General features: G+C 31.1%; 17 protein-coding genes. 14 read left to right on the top strand and 3 right to left on the bottom strand.

Annotated elements, in window-relative coordinates; translation table 11 throughout:
- Nucleotides 1-47: 47 nt before the first annotated feature.
- Both metF and B2741_RS12040 read left to right on the top strand, forming a co-directional pair.
- On the top strand, nt 48-1,004 hold the full coding sequence (gene metF / locus B2741_RS12045) for a methylenetetrahydrofolate reductase [NAD(P)H] (protein WP_133610399.1): 957 nt from the start codon (nt 48-50) through the stop codon (nt 1,002-1,004).
- A 464-nt stretch (nt 1,005-1,468) separates the two neighbouring features.
- On the top strand, nt 1,469-1,858 hold the full coding sequence (locus B2741_RS12040) for a hypothetical protein (RefSeq protein WP_291139238.1): 390 nt from the start codon (nt 1,469-1,471) through the stop codon (nt 1,856-1,858).
- Nucleotides 1,859-1,917: 59 nt separating this feature from the next.
- Here the strand turns inward: B2741_RS12040 and gldA are convergent, their stop codons facing one another.
- Nucleotides 1,918-2,823 (bottom strand): gliding motility-associated ABC transporter ATP-binding subunit GldA, encoded by a 906-nt coding sequence (gene gldA / locus B2741_RS12035; RefSeq protein ID WP_291139235.1) that lies wholly within the window; start codon nt 2,821-2,823, stop codon nt 1,918-1,920.
- Nucleotides 2,824-3,087: 264 nt separating this feature from the next.
- On the opposite strand from gldA, the gene B2741_RS12030 reads away from it, so the two are divergent.
- From B2741_RS12030 to aroA, 8 genes are all read left to right on the top strand, one after another.
- Nucleotides 3,088-3,915, top strand: a complete 828-nt coding sequence (locus B2741_RS12030; protein ID WP_291139232.1) for a prephenate dehydratase — start codon at nt 3,088-3,090, stop codon at nt 3,913-3,915.
- A 42-nt stretch (nt 3,916-3,957) separates the two neighbouring features.
- Complete coding sequence (locus tag B2741_RS12025) at nt 3,958-5,040, top strand: bifunctional 3-deoxy-7-phosphoheptulonate synthase/chorismate mutase type II (protein ID WP_291139229.1); 1,083 nt, start codon at nt 3,958-3,960, stop codon at nt 5,038-5,040.
- Between the two features lie 64 nt (nt 5,041-5,104).
- Nucleotides 5,105-6,760: a hypothetical protein gene (locus tag B2741_RS12020; RefSeq protein WP_291139224.1), complete on the top strand. Its 1,656-nt coding sequence runs from the start codon at nt 5,105-5,107 to the stop codon at nt 6,758-6,760.
- A gap of 114 nt (nt 6,761-6,874) precedes the next feature.
- Nucleotides 6,875-7,852, top strand: a complete 978-nt coding sequence (rsgA, locus tag B2741_RS12015) for a ribosome small subunit-dependent GTPase A (RefSeq protein ID WP_291139221.1) — start codon at nt 6,875-6,877, stop codon at nt 7,850-7,852.
- Between the two features lie 67 nt (nt 7,853-7,919).
- Nucleotides 7,920-8,372, top strand: coding sequence for a D-aminoacyl-tRNA deacylase (dtd, locus tag B2741_RS12010; RefSeq protein ID WP_291139217.1), 453 nt, complete (start codon nt 7,920-7,922; stop codon nt 8,370-8,372).
- Complete coding sequence (locus B2741_RS12005; RefSeq protein ID WP_133610418.1) at nt 8,373-8,699, top strand: nucleotide pyrophosphohydrolase; 327 nt, start codon at nt 8,373-8,375, stop codon at nt 8,697-8,699.
- Between the two features lies 1 nt (nt 8,700).
- Nucleotides 8,701-9,027, top strand: coding sequence for a DMT family transporter (locus tag B2741_RS12000; protein WP_290821940.1), 327 nt, complete (start codon nt 8,701-8,703; stop codon nt 9,025-9,027).
- Nucleotides 9,027-10,271 carry a 3-phosphoshikimate 1-carboxyvinyltransferase gene (gene aroA, locus B2741_RS11995; RefSeq protein WP_291139212.1) on the top strand — a complete coding sequence of 415 codons (1,245 nt, stop codon included), beginning with the start codon at nt 9,027-9,029 and terminating at the stop codon, nt 10,269-10,271. The genes B2741_RS12000 and aroA overlap by 1 nt, the downstream gene beginning before the upstream one ends.
- 5 nt (nt 10,272-10,276) lie before the next feature.
- Here the strand turns inward: aroA and B2741_RS11990 are convergent, their stop codons facing one another.
- Together B2741_RS11990 and B2741_RS11985 are read right to left on the bottom strand one after the other, a co-directional pair.
- Complete coding sequence (locus tag B2741_RS11990) at nt 10,277-11,023, bottom strand: LytR/AlgR family response regulator transcription factor (RefSeq protein ID WP_291139209.1); 747 nt, start codon at nt 11,021-11,023, stop codon at nt 10,277-10,279.
- Between the two features lies 1 nt (nt 11,024).
- Nucleotides 11,025-13,883: a sensor histidine kinase gene (locus B2741_RS11985; RefSeq protein WP_291139206.1), complete on the bottom strand. Its 2,859-nt coding sequence runs from the start codon at nt 13,881-13,883 to the stop codon at nt 11,025-11,027.
- Between the two features lie 205 nt (nt 13,884-14,088).
- Between B2741_RS11985 and B2741_RS11980 the strand changes: the two genes are divergently transcribed.
- The 4 genes from B2741_RS11980 to kynU all read left to right on the top strand — a co-directional run bounded on the left by B2741_RS11980 (nt 14,089) and on the right by kynU (nt 19,517).
- On the top strand, nt 14,089-15,267 hold the full coding sequence (locus tag B2741_RS11980) for a T9SS type A sorting domain-containing protein (protein ID WP_291139203.1): 1,179 nt from the start codon (nt 14,089-14,091) through the stop codon (nt 15,265-15,267).
- Nucleotides 15,268-15,505: 238 nt separating this feature from the next.
- A complete protein-coding gene (locus B2741_RS11975; protein WP_291139200.1) occupies nt 15,506-16,876 on the top strand; it encodes a LamG-like jellyroll fold domain-containing protein in 1,371 nt (456 codons plus the stop codon).
- A gap of 176 nt (nt 16,877-17,052) precedes the next feature.
- Complete coding sequence (gene queA / locus B2741_RS11970; protein ID WP_291139197.1) at nt 17,053-18,102, top strand: tRNA preQ1(34) S-adenosylmethionine ribosyltransferase-isomerase QueA; 1,050 nt, start codon at nt 17,053-17,055, stop codon at nt 18,100-18,102.
- Between the two features lie 134 nt (nt 18,103-18,236).
- The gene (gene kynU / locus B2741_RS11965) at nt 18,237-19,517 is read left to right on the top strand and encodes a kynureninase (RefSeq protein ID WP_291139194.1); all 1,281 of its coding nucleotides are present in this window, start codon (nt 18,237-18,239) and stop codon (nt 19,515-19,517) included.
- Nucleotides 19,518-19,539: the final 22 nt, after the last annotated feature.

The raw sequence follows: 19,539 nt of genomic DNA, 5'->3' as shown, positions 1-19,539 counted from the left end.
GCTCAACTAACCTGAAACTTGAAACCTGAAACCTGAAACTAAAAAACATGAAAGTAACTGAACATATACAAAACGCCAACGGAAAACCTTTGTTCTCCTTCGAGATTTTACCGCCTTTAAAAGGGCAAAATATTCAATCTATTTTTGATAGCATTGATCCATTGATGGAATTCAATCCGCCATTTATTGATGTAACCTATCATCGTGAGGAATATGAATTCAAAGAGTTAGAAAATGGCTTACTGCAGAAAAAAGTAGTTAAAAAGCGTCCAGGAACGGTTGGAATTTGTGCTGGAATTCAGAATAAATATCAAGTAGATGCTATTCCGCATATTTTATGTGGCGGTTTTACGAAAGAAGATACTGAAAATCTGTTGATTGATTTAGATTTCTTAGGAATTGATAATGTCGTAGCGCTTCGTGGCGATGCAGTTAAAAGCGAAATTTACTTCAAACCTGAAAAAGAAGGACATGCTTATGCTTCTGAATTGGTAACACAAATCAGCAATTTGAATAAGGGAATTTATTTAGACGAAGATTTGCAGAATTCAACAAAAACCGATTTTTGCATCGGAGTTGCAGGTTATCCGGAAAAACACATGGAAGCACCAAGTTTAGATAGCGATATTCATTTTGTAAAGCAAAAAATTAAAAACGGAGCTGATTATATCATTACACAAATGTTTTTTGATAATAAAAAATTCTTCGATTTTGTAGCAAAATGCAGAGCAGCAGGAATTACGGTTCCAATTATTCCTGGATTAAAGCCTATTGCTACTAAAAAACAGTTAAACTTAATTCCGCATCGTTTTAGTGTTGAATTGCCTGATGATTTGATTATGGCGGTTGTAAAAGCTAAAGATAATGATGCTGTGAAGCAGATTGGAATAGAATGGTGTACACAACAAAGCAAAGAATTAGTAGCAGCGGGAATTCCGGTTTTGCATTACTATTCTATGGGAAAAGCGGAAAATGTTAAAGCTATAGCAAAAGAAATTTTTTAATTATAATTGTTTTAAAGTTGAATCTCCTAAGTATTTTGTATTTAGGAGATTTTTTTTTAAAACTACAAAGGGTTTTTGTTCGTAGATAAAGTAAGTGTTTGAAAAAGTATTGTTTATTAAATTGTAACCAATAAAATTTTAAATTAATAAATTGTTATCTTAATTGAGATATGATTTTTAATTGACTATTTAGTAATAAATTTATCGACGAAAAGTTTATAAAATTCGATTAACGGCATTTTACTGTTTTTAAAAAATGCATTTTTCTGAATTTTTCTGTATTTCGTCGATTTTGAAGTTTTTAATTTGATTTCTTCTGATATTTATCAGTTAAAATTGATTATAATTTAATAAAAATGTTAAATTTATATATTGTGTTCTACTTAAAATAAGTGTGATTGATAAATATATATTTTTTTATTCAAAAAAGAATTGTAAATTTATAATAACAAAAAACAAAACTCATGAAAAAAATTATCTGTTCATTCGTAATTTTATTCATTTCCCAGTTAACCTTCGCAAATGAATTAGATTCTATCTTAACAAAAGCTAGATCACTGACCGAGAAGAAAAATTATTCTGAAGCAATTAAAGAGTATGAAAATTACATTAAATTGTCAAAAGGTGAAAATTTAAAAGATGTTTATATAGAAGTAGCCAATTGTTATTTCTATCAAAATAAAAAAGAAACTGCTGTAAATTATATAAAAGATGCCATTTCAAAGTATGGCTTTACCGAAGAGGATTTTATTTACAGTTCTATTTTAGATGAAAAATTGTCATCTTACGCGCTTTCTGTAGTTTATGACGATTATTTCAAGTTAAGAAAAAAGTATTTGGCAACATTGAATTAGTTTATTTAATCCAAAGCTTTTTGAAATCTCCTTACAGGTTTATTTGTAAGGAGATTTTTTTATTTATTCTTAGCTGTTTTCTCTCTAAAAATTTGCTCCAAGTTTTTGCTTTTCAATACAATTTGCAAAGTTCTCAAATTGTTTGCTTGAGCAAAATCAAATAAAGCTGGTCGCATATCTGTTGATGTAGTAAAAGTAAGTTCCCAAACTAAATCATGTGTATTTTTTGCCGATTTCAAATTTGGTAAAGCCACAAAATCAGATTCAGAAACTTTTTTATCAAATTCTACTTCGATAATTTGTTCTGCTTCTTCTGCTGCTAGATTGTTTAGTTTTTTATCGGTAACGATTTTTCCTTTGTCGATAATGATGATTCTATCGCAAATAGCTTCTACTTCTTGCATAATATGTGTTGACAGAAAAACCGTTTTGTCTTTTCCAATGTTTTTAATCAAATCACGAATCTCAACTAATTGATTTGGATCTAAACCCGTTGTTGGTTCGTCTAAAATCATTACATCAGGATTGTGTAATAAAGCCGTCGCTAATCCTACACGTTGACGATATCCTTTAGAAAGTTCACCTATTTTCTTATGACTTTCAGGAGTTAATCCAGTCAAAGCAATTACTTCATCGATTCTCGATTTCGCAACTTTATGTAAATCGGCATTAAAAGCCAAATATTCTCTCACATACAAATCCAAATACAATGGATTGTGTTCTGGTAAATATCCAACTGATTTTTGTACTTCTTTTTGTGCTGAAGTTACATCGTGTTCATTTACAACAGCAGTTCCGCTATCTGCGGTTAAATAAGTGGTCAAAATTTTCATCAAAGTTGATTTTCCGGCACCATTTGGACCTAAAAAACCTACGATTTCTCCTTTTTTTACAGAAAAACTAATGTTGTCTAGCGCTTTTTGGTCTCCGTAATTTTTTGAAATATTTTGAACTTCTATCGACATATGATGTAAATTTTAGCAAAAGTAACTTTTTTTAAAAGAACTCAAATTTATTTAAAAAAGTATTTCGTTTTCATTTTTTTATTACTTTAGCCAAATATAATAACAAAGTAACAATGCTTACCAATAGCACATTTTTTTATAACAATTCTTTTTATTTCTTCTGGAGACAGATGAGGGATTGTTGTGCTATTATATAAATAAAAGAAATTTATTTTATAAACATACAATCCCGATGCAAATCGGGATTTTTTTTGGCTCATAATTATGGATATTAAAGTCGCAATTCAGGGAATTCAGGGGTCTTTTCATCACCAAGTTGCTCATCATTATTTTGGTGAAGCAATTGGTTTAGATGAATGTGGTTCATTTAGAGATGTGGTCACCAGTTTAAAAAACAATCAATCTGACAAAGCAATAATGGCGTTAGAAAACTCTATCGCGGGTTCAATATTACCAAATTATGCATTAATTGATTCAAATGATTTGCACATTATTGGCGAATATTTTTTGGATATTCACATGAATTTGATGGTTTTTCCAGGGCAAACTATTGAAGAGATTCAGGAAGTACATTCGCATCCCATTGCCTTGTTGCAATGTGCAAATTTCTTCAGTCAATATCCTCATATTAAATTGGTGGAAAGTTCTGATACGGCGATTACAGCTAAGCGAATTCAAGAAAATCAACTGAAAGGAATTGGTGCTTTGGCTGGACCAGTTGCTGCCCAAATTTACAATTTAAAGATTATTGCTGACGGAATTCATACCGTAAAAAGTAATAAAACAAGATTTGTGGTTTTAAAAGCTACCAATAAGGAAATTCCAAAAGAACTCATCAATAAAGCTTCGATAAAATTTGAATTAGATGATATACCGGGTTCATTGGCAACGGTTTTAAATGTGATGAATAATTGCAAATTAAATCTAACGAAAATTCAATCGCTTCCGATAATTGAAATGCCTTTTACCTATGCTTTTTTTGTGGATGTGGTTTTCGAAAAATACAAACATTTTGAAAAAGCGAAGAAAGTAATGGAAATTATGACAACTCATTTCAAGGTTTTGGGCGAATATGAAAGAAGTAAGCAATAATAATTTAAGAATAAATAGTAATTTTACAGTGAAATAATGGTTATGGAAAATAAAAAAGAATTACGCACATGGTTAGATGATTTCCAATTGAATCATCCGTTAGTTATTGCAGGACCATGCAGCGCAGAAACCGAAGAACAAGTTTTAAAAATAGCACACGAATTGAAAAATTCGGACGTTTCTATTTTTCGTGCTGGAATTTGGAAACCTCGCACGCGTCCAGGTGGATTTGAAGGTGTGGGAGAAATTGGGTTGAAATGGTTACAAAAAGCTAAAGCAGAAACTGGTTTGTTAATGGCAACCGAAGTAGCAACGGCGGCTCACGTAAAATTAGCATTGGAACACGATATTGATGTGTTATGGATTGGTGCAAGAACCACCGTAAATCCATTTGCAGTTCAAGAAATTGCCGATGCTTTGCAAGGAACCGATAAAATCGTTTTATTAAAAAACCCAGTAAATCCCGATTTATCTTTATGGATTGGTGGTTTAGAGCGTTTATACAATGCAAACATCAAAAAGTTAGGAGTAATTCACAGAGGATTTTCAACTTACGAAAAAACAAAATACCGTAATAATCCTGAGTGGCAAATAGCAATTGATTTACAAAATCGTTTTCCCGATTTGCCTTTAATTTGCGACCCTTCGCACATTACAGGAAAGCGCGATATGATTCAAGAAGTGTCGCAACAAGCTTTAGATTTGAATTATGACGGATTAATTATTGAAACACACATTGATCCTGATAATGCGTGGAGTGATGCAGCCCAACAAGTAACGCCAGAAACATTAAAGCAAATGTTCATCAATTTACGCGTTAGAAAAGTAACGGATGATGAAAGCGAATACAACCAAAAAATGGCAAAACTTCGTATGCAAATTGATGAATTTGATGGAAAGTTGTTAGAAATTTTGGGTAACCGAATGAAAGTTGCCGATAAAATAGGGCTGTTGAAGAAAGAAAAAAACGTTGCCATATTGCAAAATCAACGTTGGAATGAAATTTTAGGTAAAATGATTTTAGAAGGCGAAGAAAAAGGATTAAGTAACGAATTTGTAATGCATTTGTTTAAGGCGATACACCAGGAAAGTATTAATCACCAGGAAAATGTGATTAATAAATAAATTTTTATAAAAAATATTCTTACATTTTTTGTAATATCGCGCCACAAATCTTTAATACTAAATAATGAAAAAAATTAATCTGTTTTTGTTTGCTTTTGTTCTTGGGATTCAATTTTTAGTTGCTCAAAACAAAATTGATAAATTGTCTTTAACTTATGGAGAAGAGTTAGCAGACGATAAACAAAAAATCGTTAAAATCGTTGGAGAGTCTAATAACAAAATTTTTGCTTTAGCTATAAAAGGAAAAGATGATTATTTTATAAAAATATTTGAATCGGGTTCAATGAAACTTGTTTCGTCTAACCCAATTGTAATACCTCAAATTAGTGATAAAGAAGTTGATTTTGAAGAAATTTTTCTCTTGAATGATAACTTGTATGTAATTGGTAGTGTATATAACAAAAAAGATAAAATTTTTAATTTAGTAGCTACACAAGTGTCAGATAAAGGTGTTTTAAGTAAATCTCCTGTAGTATTATTTGATGCTGAAGTTGCAAAAAAATCTAGTAGAGGTGATTTTTATTTTAAATTATCTCCAGATGAAGGAGCTTTGTTAGTTATGCATACTTCATTATTTTCAAAAGAAGATGCTGTTAAATATGAAGTAAAATTGTTTGATGACAAAATGGGAACTTTGTTCTCAAATACTGAAAAAGTTAAGTTTGATGACAGTAAAAAAGATTATGAATTTACAATTTCTGATTTTGAAGTTAATTTTCAAGATGATGTTTTTTTAGTTGTTAATGAAAGTTACAGAGATTCAAAAAAGAAAGAACAAATTGAAAAATTTGAAATCCATGCTTTTAAAAGAAATAATGGATACAAAAAAGAAATCGTAAATATTGATATCAAAGGAAAAGAGATTATCAACTGTAAAATGATTTCTACAAATAAAAACACTTTAAAAATTGTTGGTTTTTATTCTAGTGTAAGAGAAAACGGAAAGGCAAATAAAGAACTTAAAGGAGTTTATAATGCAACTATTGATTTAAATACTAATTCAACTAACGCAGTAAAGTTTAACGAGTTTGATTATGCAACAAAAGTTAAGCTTTTAGGTGAAAGAAGAGCGAAAAAAGGAAAAGACGTTAAGCCTTATTATAATATTACAACTATTATTGAGAAAAATGATGGTGGTTTAATTGTTTTGTCTGAATTTCAATTTGTTTATGTAGGTCAAAGTTCAGGTATTGGACCATTAGCGGCAACACCTGTAACATACACTAAAAACGAAATTATCATCACAAGTTTAAAAGCTGACGGTACATTTGAATGGGGTAATGTTTTACCAAAAGAACAATCTGCCACTGTAACTACATTGTCAATTGGATTTGGAATGGTAGGTGGAAATGGTAGTTTTGCTGTTGGTGGATCAATTCAAATTCCATTAACACAATTAGGGAAAGGACCTGAATATTTAGGTGCAATTCCAATTTACAAAAACGGAGTACTTAATTTACTATTTAATGACAATGTTAAAAATAAAGGAATTACTAATATTGACGATATTAGATCATTAGGTAATTATAACAATGCAGTTCCGGCTTTATTTATCTTCGACTCAAATGGAAATATGACGCGAAAAGATCCTGAAGAAGTTATTAAAAATGAATTAGTATTACGCCCTGGTGTTTACTATAGAAAATCAGATAAAGAGTTTATTGTTTATTCTTCAAGAAAAAGTAAAGATAAGTTAGGAAGAATGATTTTAGAAGATTAAAAACTTAAAAGGCTGCTGTAAAGTAGCCTTTTTTTATTACCTAAATTTTGAATAGAAAAGCTATCTTTGCAATATATAACGAAGTTGAATTAAACTTCTAATTTCTAACTTTGAATGACAGGAATCGTTTATAAATCTACCGGAAGTTGGTACACTATTAAAACTGAAAATGGTGACTTTTTGGAATGCCGTATAAAAGGTAAGTTTAGAATGAAAGGTATCAAAAGTACCAATCCTATTGCTGTTGGAGATATCGTAGATTATGATATTGAAAACACCACAGATGAAACGACTGGAGTAATCACAGCAATCCACGACAGAAAAAATTACATTGTTAGAAAATCAGTAAACTTATCGCATCAAATGCATATTATTGCTTCTAATATTGATGTCGTTTTTTTATTGGTAACCATCAATAATCCACCAACAACAACCAGTTTTATTGACCGATTTTTAGTTACAGCAGAAGCCTACGGAATTGAAGCTGTCATCGTTTTTAATAAAATTGATACGTTTGATGACCCTACATTAGATGAGCAATTATATTTGCAGCATGTTTATTCTTCAATCGGTTATAAATGTTTACGAGTTTCTGCAAAAGATGGAAAAGGAATTGACGAACTAAAAGCGTTAATGAAAGGCAGGGTTTCTATGTTTTCAGGACATTCTGGTGTTGGAAAATCTACATTGGTAAACACGTTAGAACCATCTTTAAATTTAAAAACCAAACAAATTTCGGAATCACACGCACAAGGGAAACACACTACAACTTTTGCCGAAATGTTTGATTTGTCTTTTGGAGCACAAATTATAGATACGCCAGGAATTCGTGGTTTTGGAATTGTTGACATGGAAAAACAAGAGATAGGAGATTATTTTCCAGAATTTTTTGCTTTGAAAGACCAATGCAAATTCAATAACTGCTTGCATAAAGACGAGCCACATTGCGCTATTAAAAAAGCGTTAGAAAACGATGAAATTTCGTGGTCGCGCTATAAAAGTTATACCCAAATTTTAGAAGGAGACGAAGAGCAATATCGTGCCGACATTTACGATGCTGAACGAAGAGCAAGTGACGAAACGAGAAAATAATTTGTTTTTACGGATTTCCGTAAATCTTTTCTGATATTTTTTTATATTTTTGTGTTTATACATTAAAATGAAAGCAGTAATTCAACGAGTTTCAGAATCATCAGTTACAATAAATAATGAAATTGTAGCTCAAATTCAAAAAGGTTTATTAGTTTTGATAGGAATTGAAGATGCCGATAATCAAGAAGATATCAATTGGTTAACCCCTAAAATAGCCAATTTAAGAATTTTTGAAGACGAAAACCAAGTAATGAATTTGTCTTTAAAAGACATTGATGGTGAAATGATTGTTGTGAGTCAGTTCACATTACATGCCTTAACAAAAAAAGGAAATCGCCCAAGTTATATTAAAGCCTCAAAACCTGAAATTGCCATTCCGGTTTACGAATCTTTCGTACAACAAATGGAAATAGAATTAGGTAAAAAAGTACAAACTGGTCAATTTGGAGCTGATATGAAAGTCGGTTTGGTTAATGATGGACCAGTAACTATTATAATTGATACGAAAAATAAAGAATAAATGAACCTAAAAAACTCCCAACAAGAAGTTGATAATTGGATTAAAGAACACGGAGTTCGTTATTTCAATGAATTAACCAATATGGCCCAACTTACTGAAGAAGTAGGAGAAGTAGCCCGAATTATTGCGCGTCGTTACGGCGAACAATCGGAAAAAGAATCTGATAAAAACAAAGACTTAGGAGAAGAATTAGCCGATGTAGTTTTTGTGGTTTTGTGTTTAGCCAATCAAACAGGAGTAGATTTACAAGCGGCTTTTGATAAAAAAATGGATTTAAAAACCAAACGCGATCACGATAGACATCATAATAACGATAAATTGAAATAAATTGAACTGGATTTTACTCATAATAGCAGGTTTATTCGAAGTAGGTTTTGCTACTTGCCTCGGAAAAGCAAAAGAATCAACAGGAAACACTTCTTTACTTTGGTACGGAGGTTTTTTGGTGTGTCTTTCTATTAGCATGCTATTATTAGTAAAAGCGACAAAAGAATTGCCTATTGGGACTGCTTATGCGGTTTGGACAGGTATTGGTGCTGTAGGAAGTGTATTAGTTGGAATTATTGTTTTTAAAGAACCCGCTACTTTTTGGCGTGTATTTTTCATTACTACATTAATTTTATCCATCGTTGGATTAAAAATGGTTACGAAATAATGAATCTACATTTAGAAAAGGCAAAAGATAAAGGGCAAAAGGCAAAAGTAAAAATCACTGGTAGTAAATCAGAGACTAACAGATTATTGCTTTTACAGGCTTTATTCCCAAATTTAATTTTAGGAAACACATCAAATTCTGATGATTCAGAAGTGATGTCTTCTATACTTCAGCAATCAAAAATCCAAAATCAGCAATCTCAAATCTTCAATGTTCATCACGCAGGAACAGCCATGCGATTTTTAACTGCTTATTTTTCCATCCAAGAAGGAAAAGAAGTGGTGCTGACTGGTTCAACTCGAATGAAAGAGCGCCCAATTAAAATTTTAGTTGAAGCTTTAAATCAGTTAGGAGCCGATATTAGCTATGAAGAGAGTGAAGGTTTCCCGCCCATTCGAATCAAAGGGAAAAAACTGAGTCAAAACAAAGTTTCGCTTCCAGCGAATGTTAGTAGCCAATATGTTTCAGCCTTGTTGTTGATTGCGCCTAAATTAGAAAATGGTTTAGAATTAACTCTTGAAGGTGAAATTACATCTGTTCCGTACATAAAAATGACTTTGACTTTGTTGAATGAAATAGAAGTAAAGACTTCATTTGTTGGAAATAAAATCATGGTTGGTTCACTCCCAACTTCTAACTCCCAACTTCTAACTGTAGAGTCCGATTGGAGTTCGGCTTCATATTGGTATTCCATTGTTGCTTTGTCTGAAATAGGTTTTCAAGTTACACTTTCTAGTTATAAAAAAAATAGTTTACAAGGCGATAGCGCTTTGGCAAATATTTACAAAGATTTTGGAGTTGAAACAGTTTTCAATGAAGACAATTCTGTTACTATTTCCAAAACAAAAAATCATCAATTATCAATTGTTAACTATCAATTAAATAATTGTCCTGATATTGCTCAAACCATTGCAGTAACTTGCTTTGGACAGGGAATGGGTTGTGATTTAACGGGATTACATACTCTAAAAATCAAAGAAACTGACAGATTAGAAGCTTTAAAAACCGAACTAACAAAACTGGGTGCTGAAATTTCAGTAACTAATGATTCTTTGCATTTGAAATTCTCTTCTGAAATTAAAGAAAACATTTCAATCTCAACCTACCAAGACCACAGAATGGCAATGGCATTTGCGCCATTAGCTTTAAAGGTTCCAATTGTAATTGAAGATGCTGAAGTTGTTTCAAAATCGTATCCTAATTTTTGGAAAGATTTAGCACTTGTAGGAATTGTAAGTTCATAGGTGAACTAACGTTTTATAATCTGAATTTGATCTAAGATTTGTTGTGCTTTATCAGGAGAAACTGGGATTTGTGCTTTATTCTCTAATTCGATACTTCCACCATCTGATTTATTGAAAGCTGTTACAAAGTTAAAGTTCACGATATACGATTTATGAATGCGCAAAAAACGAGAATCGGAGCACAAGATATCTTCAAAATTCTTTAAGTTTCGGCTAACCAATTGTTTGTTTCCATCGCTACAAAATACTTCTGAATAAGCACCTTCTCCTTTGATGTACATGATTTTATCGGTATCTAAAAATAACAATGTATTTCCAGATGGGACAGCTATTTTTGTTAAGGTTTCTTGTTGCAAGTTTTCTTTGAAAGCTCTAAAATTTTCAAAACGTTGTTTTTGTTTGGCAACGCGTTCAACGGCTTCTGCTAATTCTTCTGGAATTATAGGTTTTAATAAGTAGTCAACAGCAGAAAATTTAAATGCTTTTAAGGCATATTCATTATAGGCTGTGGTAAAAATAATAGAGAAATTTACTTCGTTTTCATCAAAAAAATCTAATAATTCTAAACCACTATGGCCAGGCATTTCAATGTCTAATAGAACAATATCGGGTTGGTGTTTTCTGATGGCTTTTACGCCTTCGGGTAAATTTTCGCATTCAGCAACTATACTAACTTCTGGGCAATATTCTTGTAAAAGTAACGATAAGGAAACTCTAGCTCTTTTTTCGTCGTCTATAATAATGGCTTTCATTTTAATACGTAATAGGAATTTCTATAATTACTTTTGTACCTAAAGATTGCTCATTTTTATTGAATTTATCTTCAAAATTAATGGCAATATTTTTTTGCTTGTATTGATTCAGTAAGGCAATTCGATTTTGCATGGCTTCGGTAGCAAAAGACAAATGATCTTTGTTTTTTATGGCATTTAATTCTGCACTTTTTTGACGTCCAATCCCGTTATCATCAATTGTGATTTTTAAAGAATCTAATATGCGTTCAAAATCTATAGTCAGCTTTTTTTCTCCTTTTTTATGTAGCAAGCCATGCTTAACGGCATTTTCTACATAAGGTTGCAACAGCATCGAAGGAATTTTAATGTTTTCAATGTCAATACCATAGGCGATGTTAATTTCGTAGCTAAAATCTTCATCAAAACGTGCTTTTTCAATATCTAAATACAAACCTAGAGTTTTAATTTCTTCGGAAAGCGTAATGTTTTCTTTTTCACTCATTTCCAAAATAGTTCGGGTCAATGTTGAAAATTTTGACAAATAAGAAACAGCCTGCTTCTTATCATTAGATAAAATATAGGATTGAATCGTATTTAACGCATTGTAAAAGAAATGCGGATTCATTTGCGACTTGATTGCTTTTAATTTCGATTGGTTCAAATTCTTTTCTAAATTAACTTTGTCTAATAAAAGCTGATTTTTCTTTTCGATTTTTTGAATTTGATATTTATAAAGAGTATACAATAGCGCTATGATAATCAAACTCATGTAAATCAAGAAAAAGGTATTCAGCCAAAAAGGCTTATTGATTTTAAAATCGATTTGCTTTATTTTAGTCTCATAATTGGCATCAATTTTTAAAAACAATTTGTAATTTCCTGGCGAAAGCGATGATAAAATAAGATTTTTATTATCGGCATCTAAACGATTCCAATTGCCATCATTTATTTTGTATAAGACGCTCTTTTTTTCGTTTGGAATAAAAGAAAGAACAGAAAAGTTTACGGTTATATCATTTTGATTGTATTCTAACTCGCTTAGATTGTTTTCTTTGTGGAGAATTCCGTTGACTTTAATTTCATTAATGATTAATTCAGGTTTTGCAAACTCTTTATTTTTGAATTTATTTTTAACAATAATTCCTTTTGAAGTTGCGAAATAAATTTTGTCTTTAACTATGGCAACATCAGTAACTTCTAAATCGCTTGTTAAAGGTAAAATTTTGCGATAATTGTTTTTAATTAAGTTGTATTCAATTATGCCGTTTGTGGTAAAAATGAAAATAGAATTTTCCTGAATTTTAAATTTGGTAAAGCGTTCTTTCAGATGTTTTTCAAATATAGAAACTTTTGTTACGCTGTTTTTGGAATCAATTTTATATAATTCTTCGCTAGTAGATAATGCATAAACAACATTTTTATAGGATTGTAAGTTGGTAACATAAAGTGTTTTGTTTTGGAATTTTATTTCGTTAACTCCGTTTGAATTCACGAACTTTAAACCCATATTAGTGGCATAATAAATGTAATTATTTTCAGGATTAAATGCGGTTGACTTTCCGTTAGATTTTATTAAAGCACTTTCATTAAAGCCGCCATATGTGTTTTTACTTTTCTCATATATTGCATCCCATTTACTTTTTTTATCACTTATTTTAAATAAGCCACATAAGCCACTAGCGGCAAATGAGTAATAGGTGTCATCAATTTTTTTAATGTCTTTAATTGCTATTGACTCTTCTTTTAAAACGGAATTATTTTTGTCTAAAATTTTAAATTTGGATGAAGTAAAATAAATGTTTTTATCTTTTTCATTACCAATAATTTGATTAATAGGATGGTTGCTATTGTTTTTGTAAACAGTATTTACTGATAAATCTTTCAGTTGTAAACCAAAAATAAGATCGTTTTCAGTTCCTATTAAAAGTTGGTTTTCGTAAGGGGAAAAAACGGTAGGTTTAGGAGATAAAGGGATAAAATTATTTTTAAAATCTTGAATAAATAACAAACCACTGTTTACGGTTGAAATCCAATAATTTTTTTGTTTGTCTTTAAAAATATAAGATACATTAAAATCGGAAAAGTAAGTTGTTGCTTTTTCATTTTCATATTTTATAATTCCGTTTGGAGTACATAACCACGGAGCATTATCAATTATTACCAAATTTTGTATGAAATCAAAAGTACTATTGAACTTCTTTTTTGAAAGCTGATTTTCCTTGTATGTGTAATAATAATTTGAAAATTTCGAAACGACAAAAAATTCATTATTTAATTCTTGAACAATTGGCACTTCAAGAGTTTTTCTGAAATCTTCTGTTAAAGGATAGGTTTTTATTTTATTAGGATAGTCAATTTCGTAAATATCGTCTCCAATAAAATAAAATTTTGAATTTGAAGTATAAGTGGCTCTAATGTTTTTATCTTTAAGAGGATAGGTGTAAATAAGTTGCACTTTTTTTAAATCATAAACAGCTACACTTTTTGACTGCATTAAATATAACTTGTCTTTAATTATTCCATATTTCACATAACCTATTGATTCTTTTTGAGGTAAGTTTTTTAACTCGCCATTTTCTACATAATACAAGTAACCATCAAAGTTACTGTACCATATTCTTCCAAAGCTATCTTCGTTTATACACGAACCCGATTTTGATGTTTGAGCGTCAGATATAAAGGTTTTAAAAACGCTTCCGTCATAACGGCACAATCCTTTACCAGTAGCAAACCACATAAAGCCTTTGCTGTCTTGAAAAATATCATAAACACTATTTGAAGGTAATCCATTAGTTCTGTCTATACTATAATAATAAGGGTTTTGCCCAAAAGTTAATTGGGAGAAAAGTAGTAATAATATGATTTTTAGAAATTTCAATTAGTTTGATTTATAACAAATATAGGAAATAAAGGAATATAGAATAAATTCAGTTAATGAAACCCCTTTTTTAATTAACGAAACCAATTTTTATTCTTTTTTAGGCTTTACTTTTCGTTAACTGAAAAAGTAGTTTGGTAAACTCAATGAAAATTTAAGATGTGATTAAGGATAATTTTGAACCAAACTTTTAAATTACCTTTTTATGAAAACAAGATTATTATTATTGTTTATTTCTTTTCTTGGAAATGCTCAAATCAATGTTAACATGGGTTTTGAATCGGGCTCGTTGCCTTCTGGATGGACTACATATGGAGTTGGGGTTTCTATAAGTTCAACTTCCCCAATAGTTGGTTCTTATTCATTAAGGCTAAACACTTCAACTATTAGTGGTGTTCAAAATGTAACTACATCAAATTATACCTCAAATGGAAATCCCATAAATATTTCTTTTTTATCTAAAGAGTCGGGCTCAGGGACTATTGGCTATGAGGTAATTTATATAGTCAATAATTCATCTATGTTTTCTTTAGGTTTAATGGCTCGTCAGGCTTCATCTACAGTAGCAACAAATACATTTTCAATTCCTTCGGGATCAATTCCTTCTGGAAGCCTTGTTAGTGTGTTAATTCGAGTTGGTGCACCGTCAATTACTGTTTCATCTGCTTTTCTTGATAATATAGTTATTTCTCAAGGAGCAGTACCAACATTCAACCAAATAGCTACCCAATGTTTAGGAGCAACTTTTGTTTTGCCTAACACATCAACTAATGGAATTATTGGAACGTGGTCACCCGCTATAAATAATTCCGCAACAACCACTTATACTTTCACACCAGCTGCGGGTCAGAATGCTACAACTACTACTATGACAATCGAAGTTGATCAGCCAGTAACACCAACAGGCAATGCTATTCAATATTTTACAAATACTGTTTTTCAAGCTAAAAAACTTGCTGATATTGTTGTTTATCCGTCAAATGTTGTTTGGTATTCAAGTATACGTAATGCTGTTTCTGGAACAAACCCTTTATCTAATAATACATCATTAGTAAGTAGGAATACCTATTATGCCGTAAATGTCATTGGTAATTGTAGGAGTGCCCCTTTTGGTGTAACTGTAAATATTACTAATATGTCTAACAGTAATAAAATTGAAGTAAATTCAAATATTAATGTTTATCCAAACCCAGTTGATGATATTTTAAACATTGAAACACCTTTTGAGATTAAATCTATTGAAATTTACAATAGTCAAGGTCAAAAAGTGCTTTCGTCTAATCAAAAACAAATTAATGTTTCTGATTTAGCTATAGGAGTGTACATGGTTCGAATTCAGGATATTGAAAACAATGTGACTACCAAGAGAATCATAATTAAGTAGTAAGTTTTATGAAGTATTCAAAATCAAAACTTGAAGAATATAAATTAGAATTGCTATTGGTTCTATTGTATACTTTTTTACTCACATTGTTTTTAAATTTACTTTATTAAAAAAAGGGAGTGCTATTAATGGTACTCCTTTTTTGTTTTCGTTAACCGAAAAAGGGATTTGGTAAACTCGTTCAAAATTTAAGGTAGGATTGAGAATACTTTTGAACCAAACTTTAAAATTACCTCTTATGAAAACAAGATTACTATTATTTTTATTATTTGCATTTTCGTTTGGAAATGCGCAAGTTAACGTAACTGAAGGATTTGAATCGGGAGTTGCTCCAGTTGGATGGACTTCTGAAGGATCTATTACTACAACTCCAACTTCAGGTTTGGCTTGCAATGGTTCTTACAAATTAGTATCATCTTTTATGCCTTTTTCTAATCCATTTTCCACTATTTATACTTCAGGATATACATCAAATGGAAATAGTATTAGTGTTTCATTTAATTATAGAGTTAACCAATATTCTGGTACTGGAAATGTTTACCTATATTATGAACTAAATAATAGTGGTACATGGGTTCTTCTAGCATCAAGCCCTGTTATCACAACAACTTGTTCACCACTTTCTGGCACTATTGCGTCTAGTGTAATACCAGATGGTTCTTCAGTTAGATTTAGAATGCAAATGAATGTTCCCGACAGACAAGCCTTTTTTGATGATTTCTCTGCTACTCAAACAGGTCCTGCACCAACAGGAGCTTTGGCAGAATATAGTTTTGATAATACCTATGCTAACATATTAGGTTCAGCTCCATTTGCTTCAAATATAAATACTACTTTTACAACAGATAGACATAATAATGCAAATGCAGCAATTTATTTAACATCTATGGGCAATTCCTTAGGTACTACAGCTACAATCCCTAATTTGCCATATAGCAATGCTCCGAGAACTATATCTTTATGGGTAAAATTAGATAGTTATGATACTGGTTCTTTTATTAATCCAGTTTTTCAATATGGTACTTTAAGTATTGATAATATGTTTGGAGGTTCTGTCGAACCTGGAGAAGCTACTTTTTATGGCTATAACAATAATTTTACAGTCACAACTACAAATACTCTTTCAACATGGTATCATTATGTGTATGTTTATGATGGAACAACTGCAAAAATTTATAAAGATGGCATTTTGTTAGGTTCTCAAGCTAAATTATGGAATACTATAAATGATAATAATTTATTTAGAATTGGAGCTGGTTTTGCTGGTGCGGGTTCTTTTTGGGGCGCAATTGATGACTTAAAAATTTACAATTATGCTTTAGAACAAGCCGATATTACAAGTTTATACACAAACAATACCTTATCATCATCAAACTTCACTCAAAACAATTTAGAAGTTGCTTTATATCCAAACCCAGTTCGTGATATCCTAAATATTGAAATCGAAAATGATATTCAATCAATAGAAATCTACAATATTCAGGGGCAAAAAGTACTTTCGTCTAATCAAAAACAAATTAATGTTGCTGATTTAGCTACCGGAATGTATATGGTAAGAATTCAAGATATCAATAACAATATTGCAACGAAGAAAATTGTAATTAAGTAGTTAGTTTTTTTGTTTTAAATTTAGGCGTTGTCCAGTAAACAAAAGGTTTTGTAAAATAAACCGCTTTTTACTTGACAACGCCTATTTCATAATCGTATATTTGCATACTAATTTTTTGTGTTTAATAAAAAACAATTCTTAAACACTTAAACTTTTAAACACTTAAACAATTTCAAATGAAATTATCTCATTTCAGTTTCAATTTACCAAATGAATTATTAGCTGAGTTTCCAACGGAAAACCGTGACGAATCTCGTTTAATGGTGGTTAACAGAAAAACCAATACTATCGAGCACAAATTATTTAAAGACGTTATTGATTATTTTGATGATGGCGATGTAATGGTGTTAAATAATACAAAAGTTTTTCCAGCACGTTTATACGGAAATAAAGAAAAAACGGGAGCTCGTATTGAAGTTTTCTTACTAAGAGAATTAAATGCAGAACAACGTTTATGGGATGTTTTAGTAGATCCAGCTCGTAAAATTCGTATCGGAAATAAATTATACTTTGGTGATGACGATTCGTTAGTAGCTGAAGTAATTGATAATACAACTTCTCGTGGTAGAACATTGCGTTTCTTATACGATGGTTCTTATGAAGAATTCAGAGAAAAATTAGTTGAATTAGGAGAAACTCCAATTCCTAAATACATTGAAAGAGAAGTTACTCCAGAGGATGCAGAACGTTACCAAACCATTTACGCAAAAGTAGAAGGAGCAGTAGCAGCACCAACAGCTGGTTTACACTTTTCTAAACACTTATTAAAACGTTTAGAAATTAAAGGTGTTGATTTTGCTGAGGTTACATTACACGTAGGTTTAGGAACTTTCAATCCAGTTGAGGTAGAAGATTTATCAAAACACAAAATGGATTCGGAAGAAATGATTATTTCTCAAGAAGCTTGTGATATTGTAAATAACGCAAAAGCTAAAAAGAAAAGAGTGTGTTGTGTAGGAACTACTGCAATGAGAGCTATGGAAAGTTCGGTTTCTTCTCAAAGAACTTTAAATCCTTATACAGGTTGGACCAATAAATTTATTTACCCACCTTACGATTTTAGTCTTGCAGATTGTATGATTACTAATTTTCATACACCAAAATCAACTTTATTAATGATGATTTCTGCTTTTTGCGGTCACGATTTAATGAAGAAAGCTTACGAAGAAGCAATTAAAGAAAAATATCGTTTTTACTCTTACGGAGACGCAATGTTAATCATATAATTTTAAAATCCCAATCGAAAGGTTGGGATTTTTATTTTCAGTTTTTTCTAAATCTGAAATCCAATTTTCGTATTTTTTATCACTTTGACACGTTGTAACTTTTAACTACTTTTGCTATTCAAACAACCAAACCAATGACTTTTCAAAATACACGCGAATTCGCACAAAGCTTAGATGCTCAAGATGCATTGAGAAAATATAGAGATGAATTTCATTTTCCGCATGTAAACGGAAAACAAGTAATTTACTTTACTGGAAATTCTCTAGGACTTCAGCCTAAAAGAACTAAAACTTACGTTGATGAGGTAATGGCAGATTGGGCAAATTTAGCAGTAGAAGGGCATTTTTATTCTGATAAGCCTTGGTGGGATTATCAAGAACGTTTTGCAGTTCCTTTGAGCGATATCGTAGGGGCAAAGCCTACCGAAGTTGGGGTAATGAATACATTAACAGTCAATTTACACTTATTAATGGTTTCGTTTTACAATCCAACACCACATAAATATAAAATCATTTGTGAAGAAAAGGCGTTCCCAAGTGATCAATACATGTTCCAAAGTCAAGTAAAGTTTCATGGTTTTGATCCAAAAGATGCTATTGTTGAAATCAAGCGCAGAGAAGGAGAAGCTAATATTCGTTTAGAAGATGTTTTAGCTAAGATTGAGGAAGTAGGTAGCGAATTAGCTTTAGTTTTAATTGGCGGAGTAAATTATTATACCGGACAAGTTTTCGATATGAAAACCATAACAGCAGCCGGGCAAAAACAAGGCGCTTATGTAGGATGGGATTTAGCTCACGCTGCTGGAAATATCAAATTAGATTTACACGATTGGAATGTAGACTTCGCTGCTTGGTGTAGCTATAAATATATGAATTCTGGGCCAGGAAATGCTTCGGGATTTTTTGTTCACGAAAAGCATCATAATGATAAAGAGTTAAAACGTTTTGCTGGTTGGTACGGACACAACAAAGAACGTCGTTTTAAAATGGAACCCGATTTTGATCCTGTTCACGGAGCTGATGGTTGGCAAATTAGTAATCTTCCTATTTTGTCATTAGCGCCTTATTTAGCTTCTGTAGAAATGTTTGCTGAAGTAGGTATGGATAAATTAATTACAAAACGAAATTTAATCACGGCTTATTTAGAATTTATTTTACATGAAATCGACAAAGAATTAGAAGGAGCCGATTTTGAAATTTTAACACCATCAAATCAAGAAGAACGCGGTTGTCAATTATCTGTTTATCTTCATGGACAAGGGAGAGAATTATTTGATAAATTAATGAAAAATGGAGTTATTACCGATTGGAGAGAACCAAATGTTATTCGTTTAGCTCCAGCACCATTCTATTGTTCTTTTGAAGATATGTACGAATTTGGACAAATATTGAAGAGGTTGATATTGGAGAAATAGTGTAAATTTAATTTTATTAAAA

This window comes from Flavobacterium sp. UBA7663 (assembly GCF_002483315.1).
Lineage (GTDB): Bacteria > Bacteroidota > Bacteroidia > Flavobacteriales > Flavobacteriaceae > Flavobacterium.
This window is presented reverse-complemented; position numbering and strand designations above follow the sequence as displayed.

Coding starts and splice junctions, on each gene's coding strand:
- metF (WP_133610399.1), top strand. CDS start 48: ATGAAAGTAACTGAACATATACAAAACGCCAACGGAAAACCTTTGTTC.
- B2741_RS12040 (WP_291139238.1), top strand. CDS start 1,469: ATGAAAAAAATTATCTGTTCATTCGTAATTTTATTCATTTCCCAGTTA.
- gldA (WP_291139235.1), bottom strand. CDS start 2,823: ATGTCGATAGAAGTTCAAAATATTTCAAAAAATTACGGAGACCAAAAA.
- B2741_RS12030 (WP_291139232.1), top strand. CDS start 3,088: ATGGATATTAAAGTCGCAATTCAGGGAATTCAGGGGTCTTTTCATCAC.
- B2741_RS12025 (WP_291139229.1), top strand. CDS start 3,958: ATGGAAAATAAAAAAGAATTACGCACATGGTTAGATGATTTCCAATTG.
- B2741_RS12020 (WP_291139224.1), top strand. CDS start 5,105: ATGAAAAAAATTAATCTGTTTTTGTTTGCTTTTGTTCTTGGGATTCAA.
- rsgA (WP_291139221.1), top strand. CDS start 6,875: ATGACAGGAATCGTTTATAAATCTACCGGAAGTTGGTACACTATTAAA.
- dtd (WP_291139217.1), top strand. CDS start 7,920: ATGAAAGCAGTAATTCAACGAGTTTCAGAATCATCAGTTACAATAAAT.
- B2741_RS12005 (WP_133610418.1), top strand. CDS start 8,373: ATGAACCTAAAAAACTCCCAACAAGAAGTTGATAATTGGATTAAAGAA.
- aroA (WP_291139212.1), top strand. CDS start 9,027: ATGAATCTACATTTAGAAAAGGCAAAAGATAAAGGGCAAAAGGCAAAA.
- B2741_RS11990 (WP_291139209.1), bottom strand. CDS start 11,023: ATGAAAGCCATTATTATAGACGACGAAAAAAGAGCTAGAGTTTCCTTA.
- B2741_RS11980 (WP_291139203.1), top strand. CDS start 14,089: ATGAAAACAAGATTATTATTATTGTTTATTTCTTTTCTTGGAAATGCT.
- B2741_RS11975 (WP_291139200.1), top strand. CDS start 15,506: ATGAAAACAAGATTACTATTATTTTTATTATTTGCATTTTCGTTTGGA.
- queA (WP_291139197.1), top strand. CDS start 17,053: ATGAAATTATCTCATTTCAGTTTCAATTTACCAAATGAATTATTAGCT.
- kynU (WP_291139194.1), top strand. CDS start 18,237: ATGACTTTTCAAAATACACGCGAATTCGCACAAAGCTTAGATGCTCAA.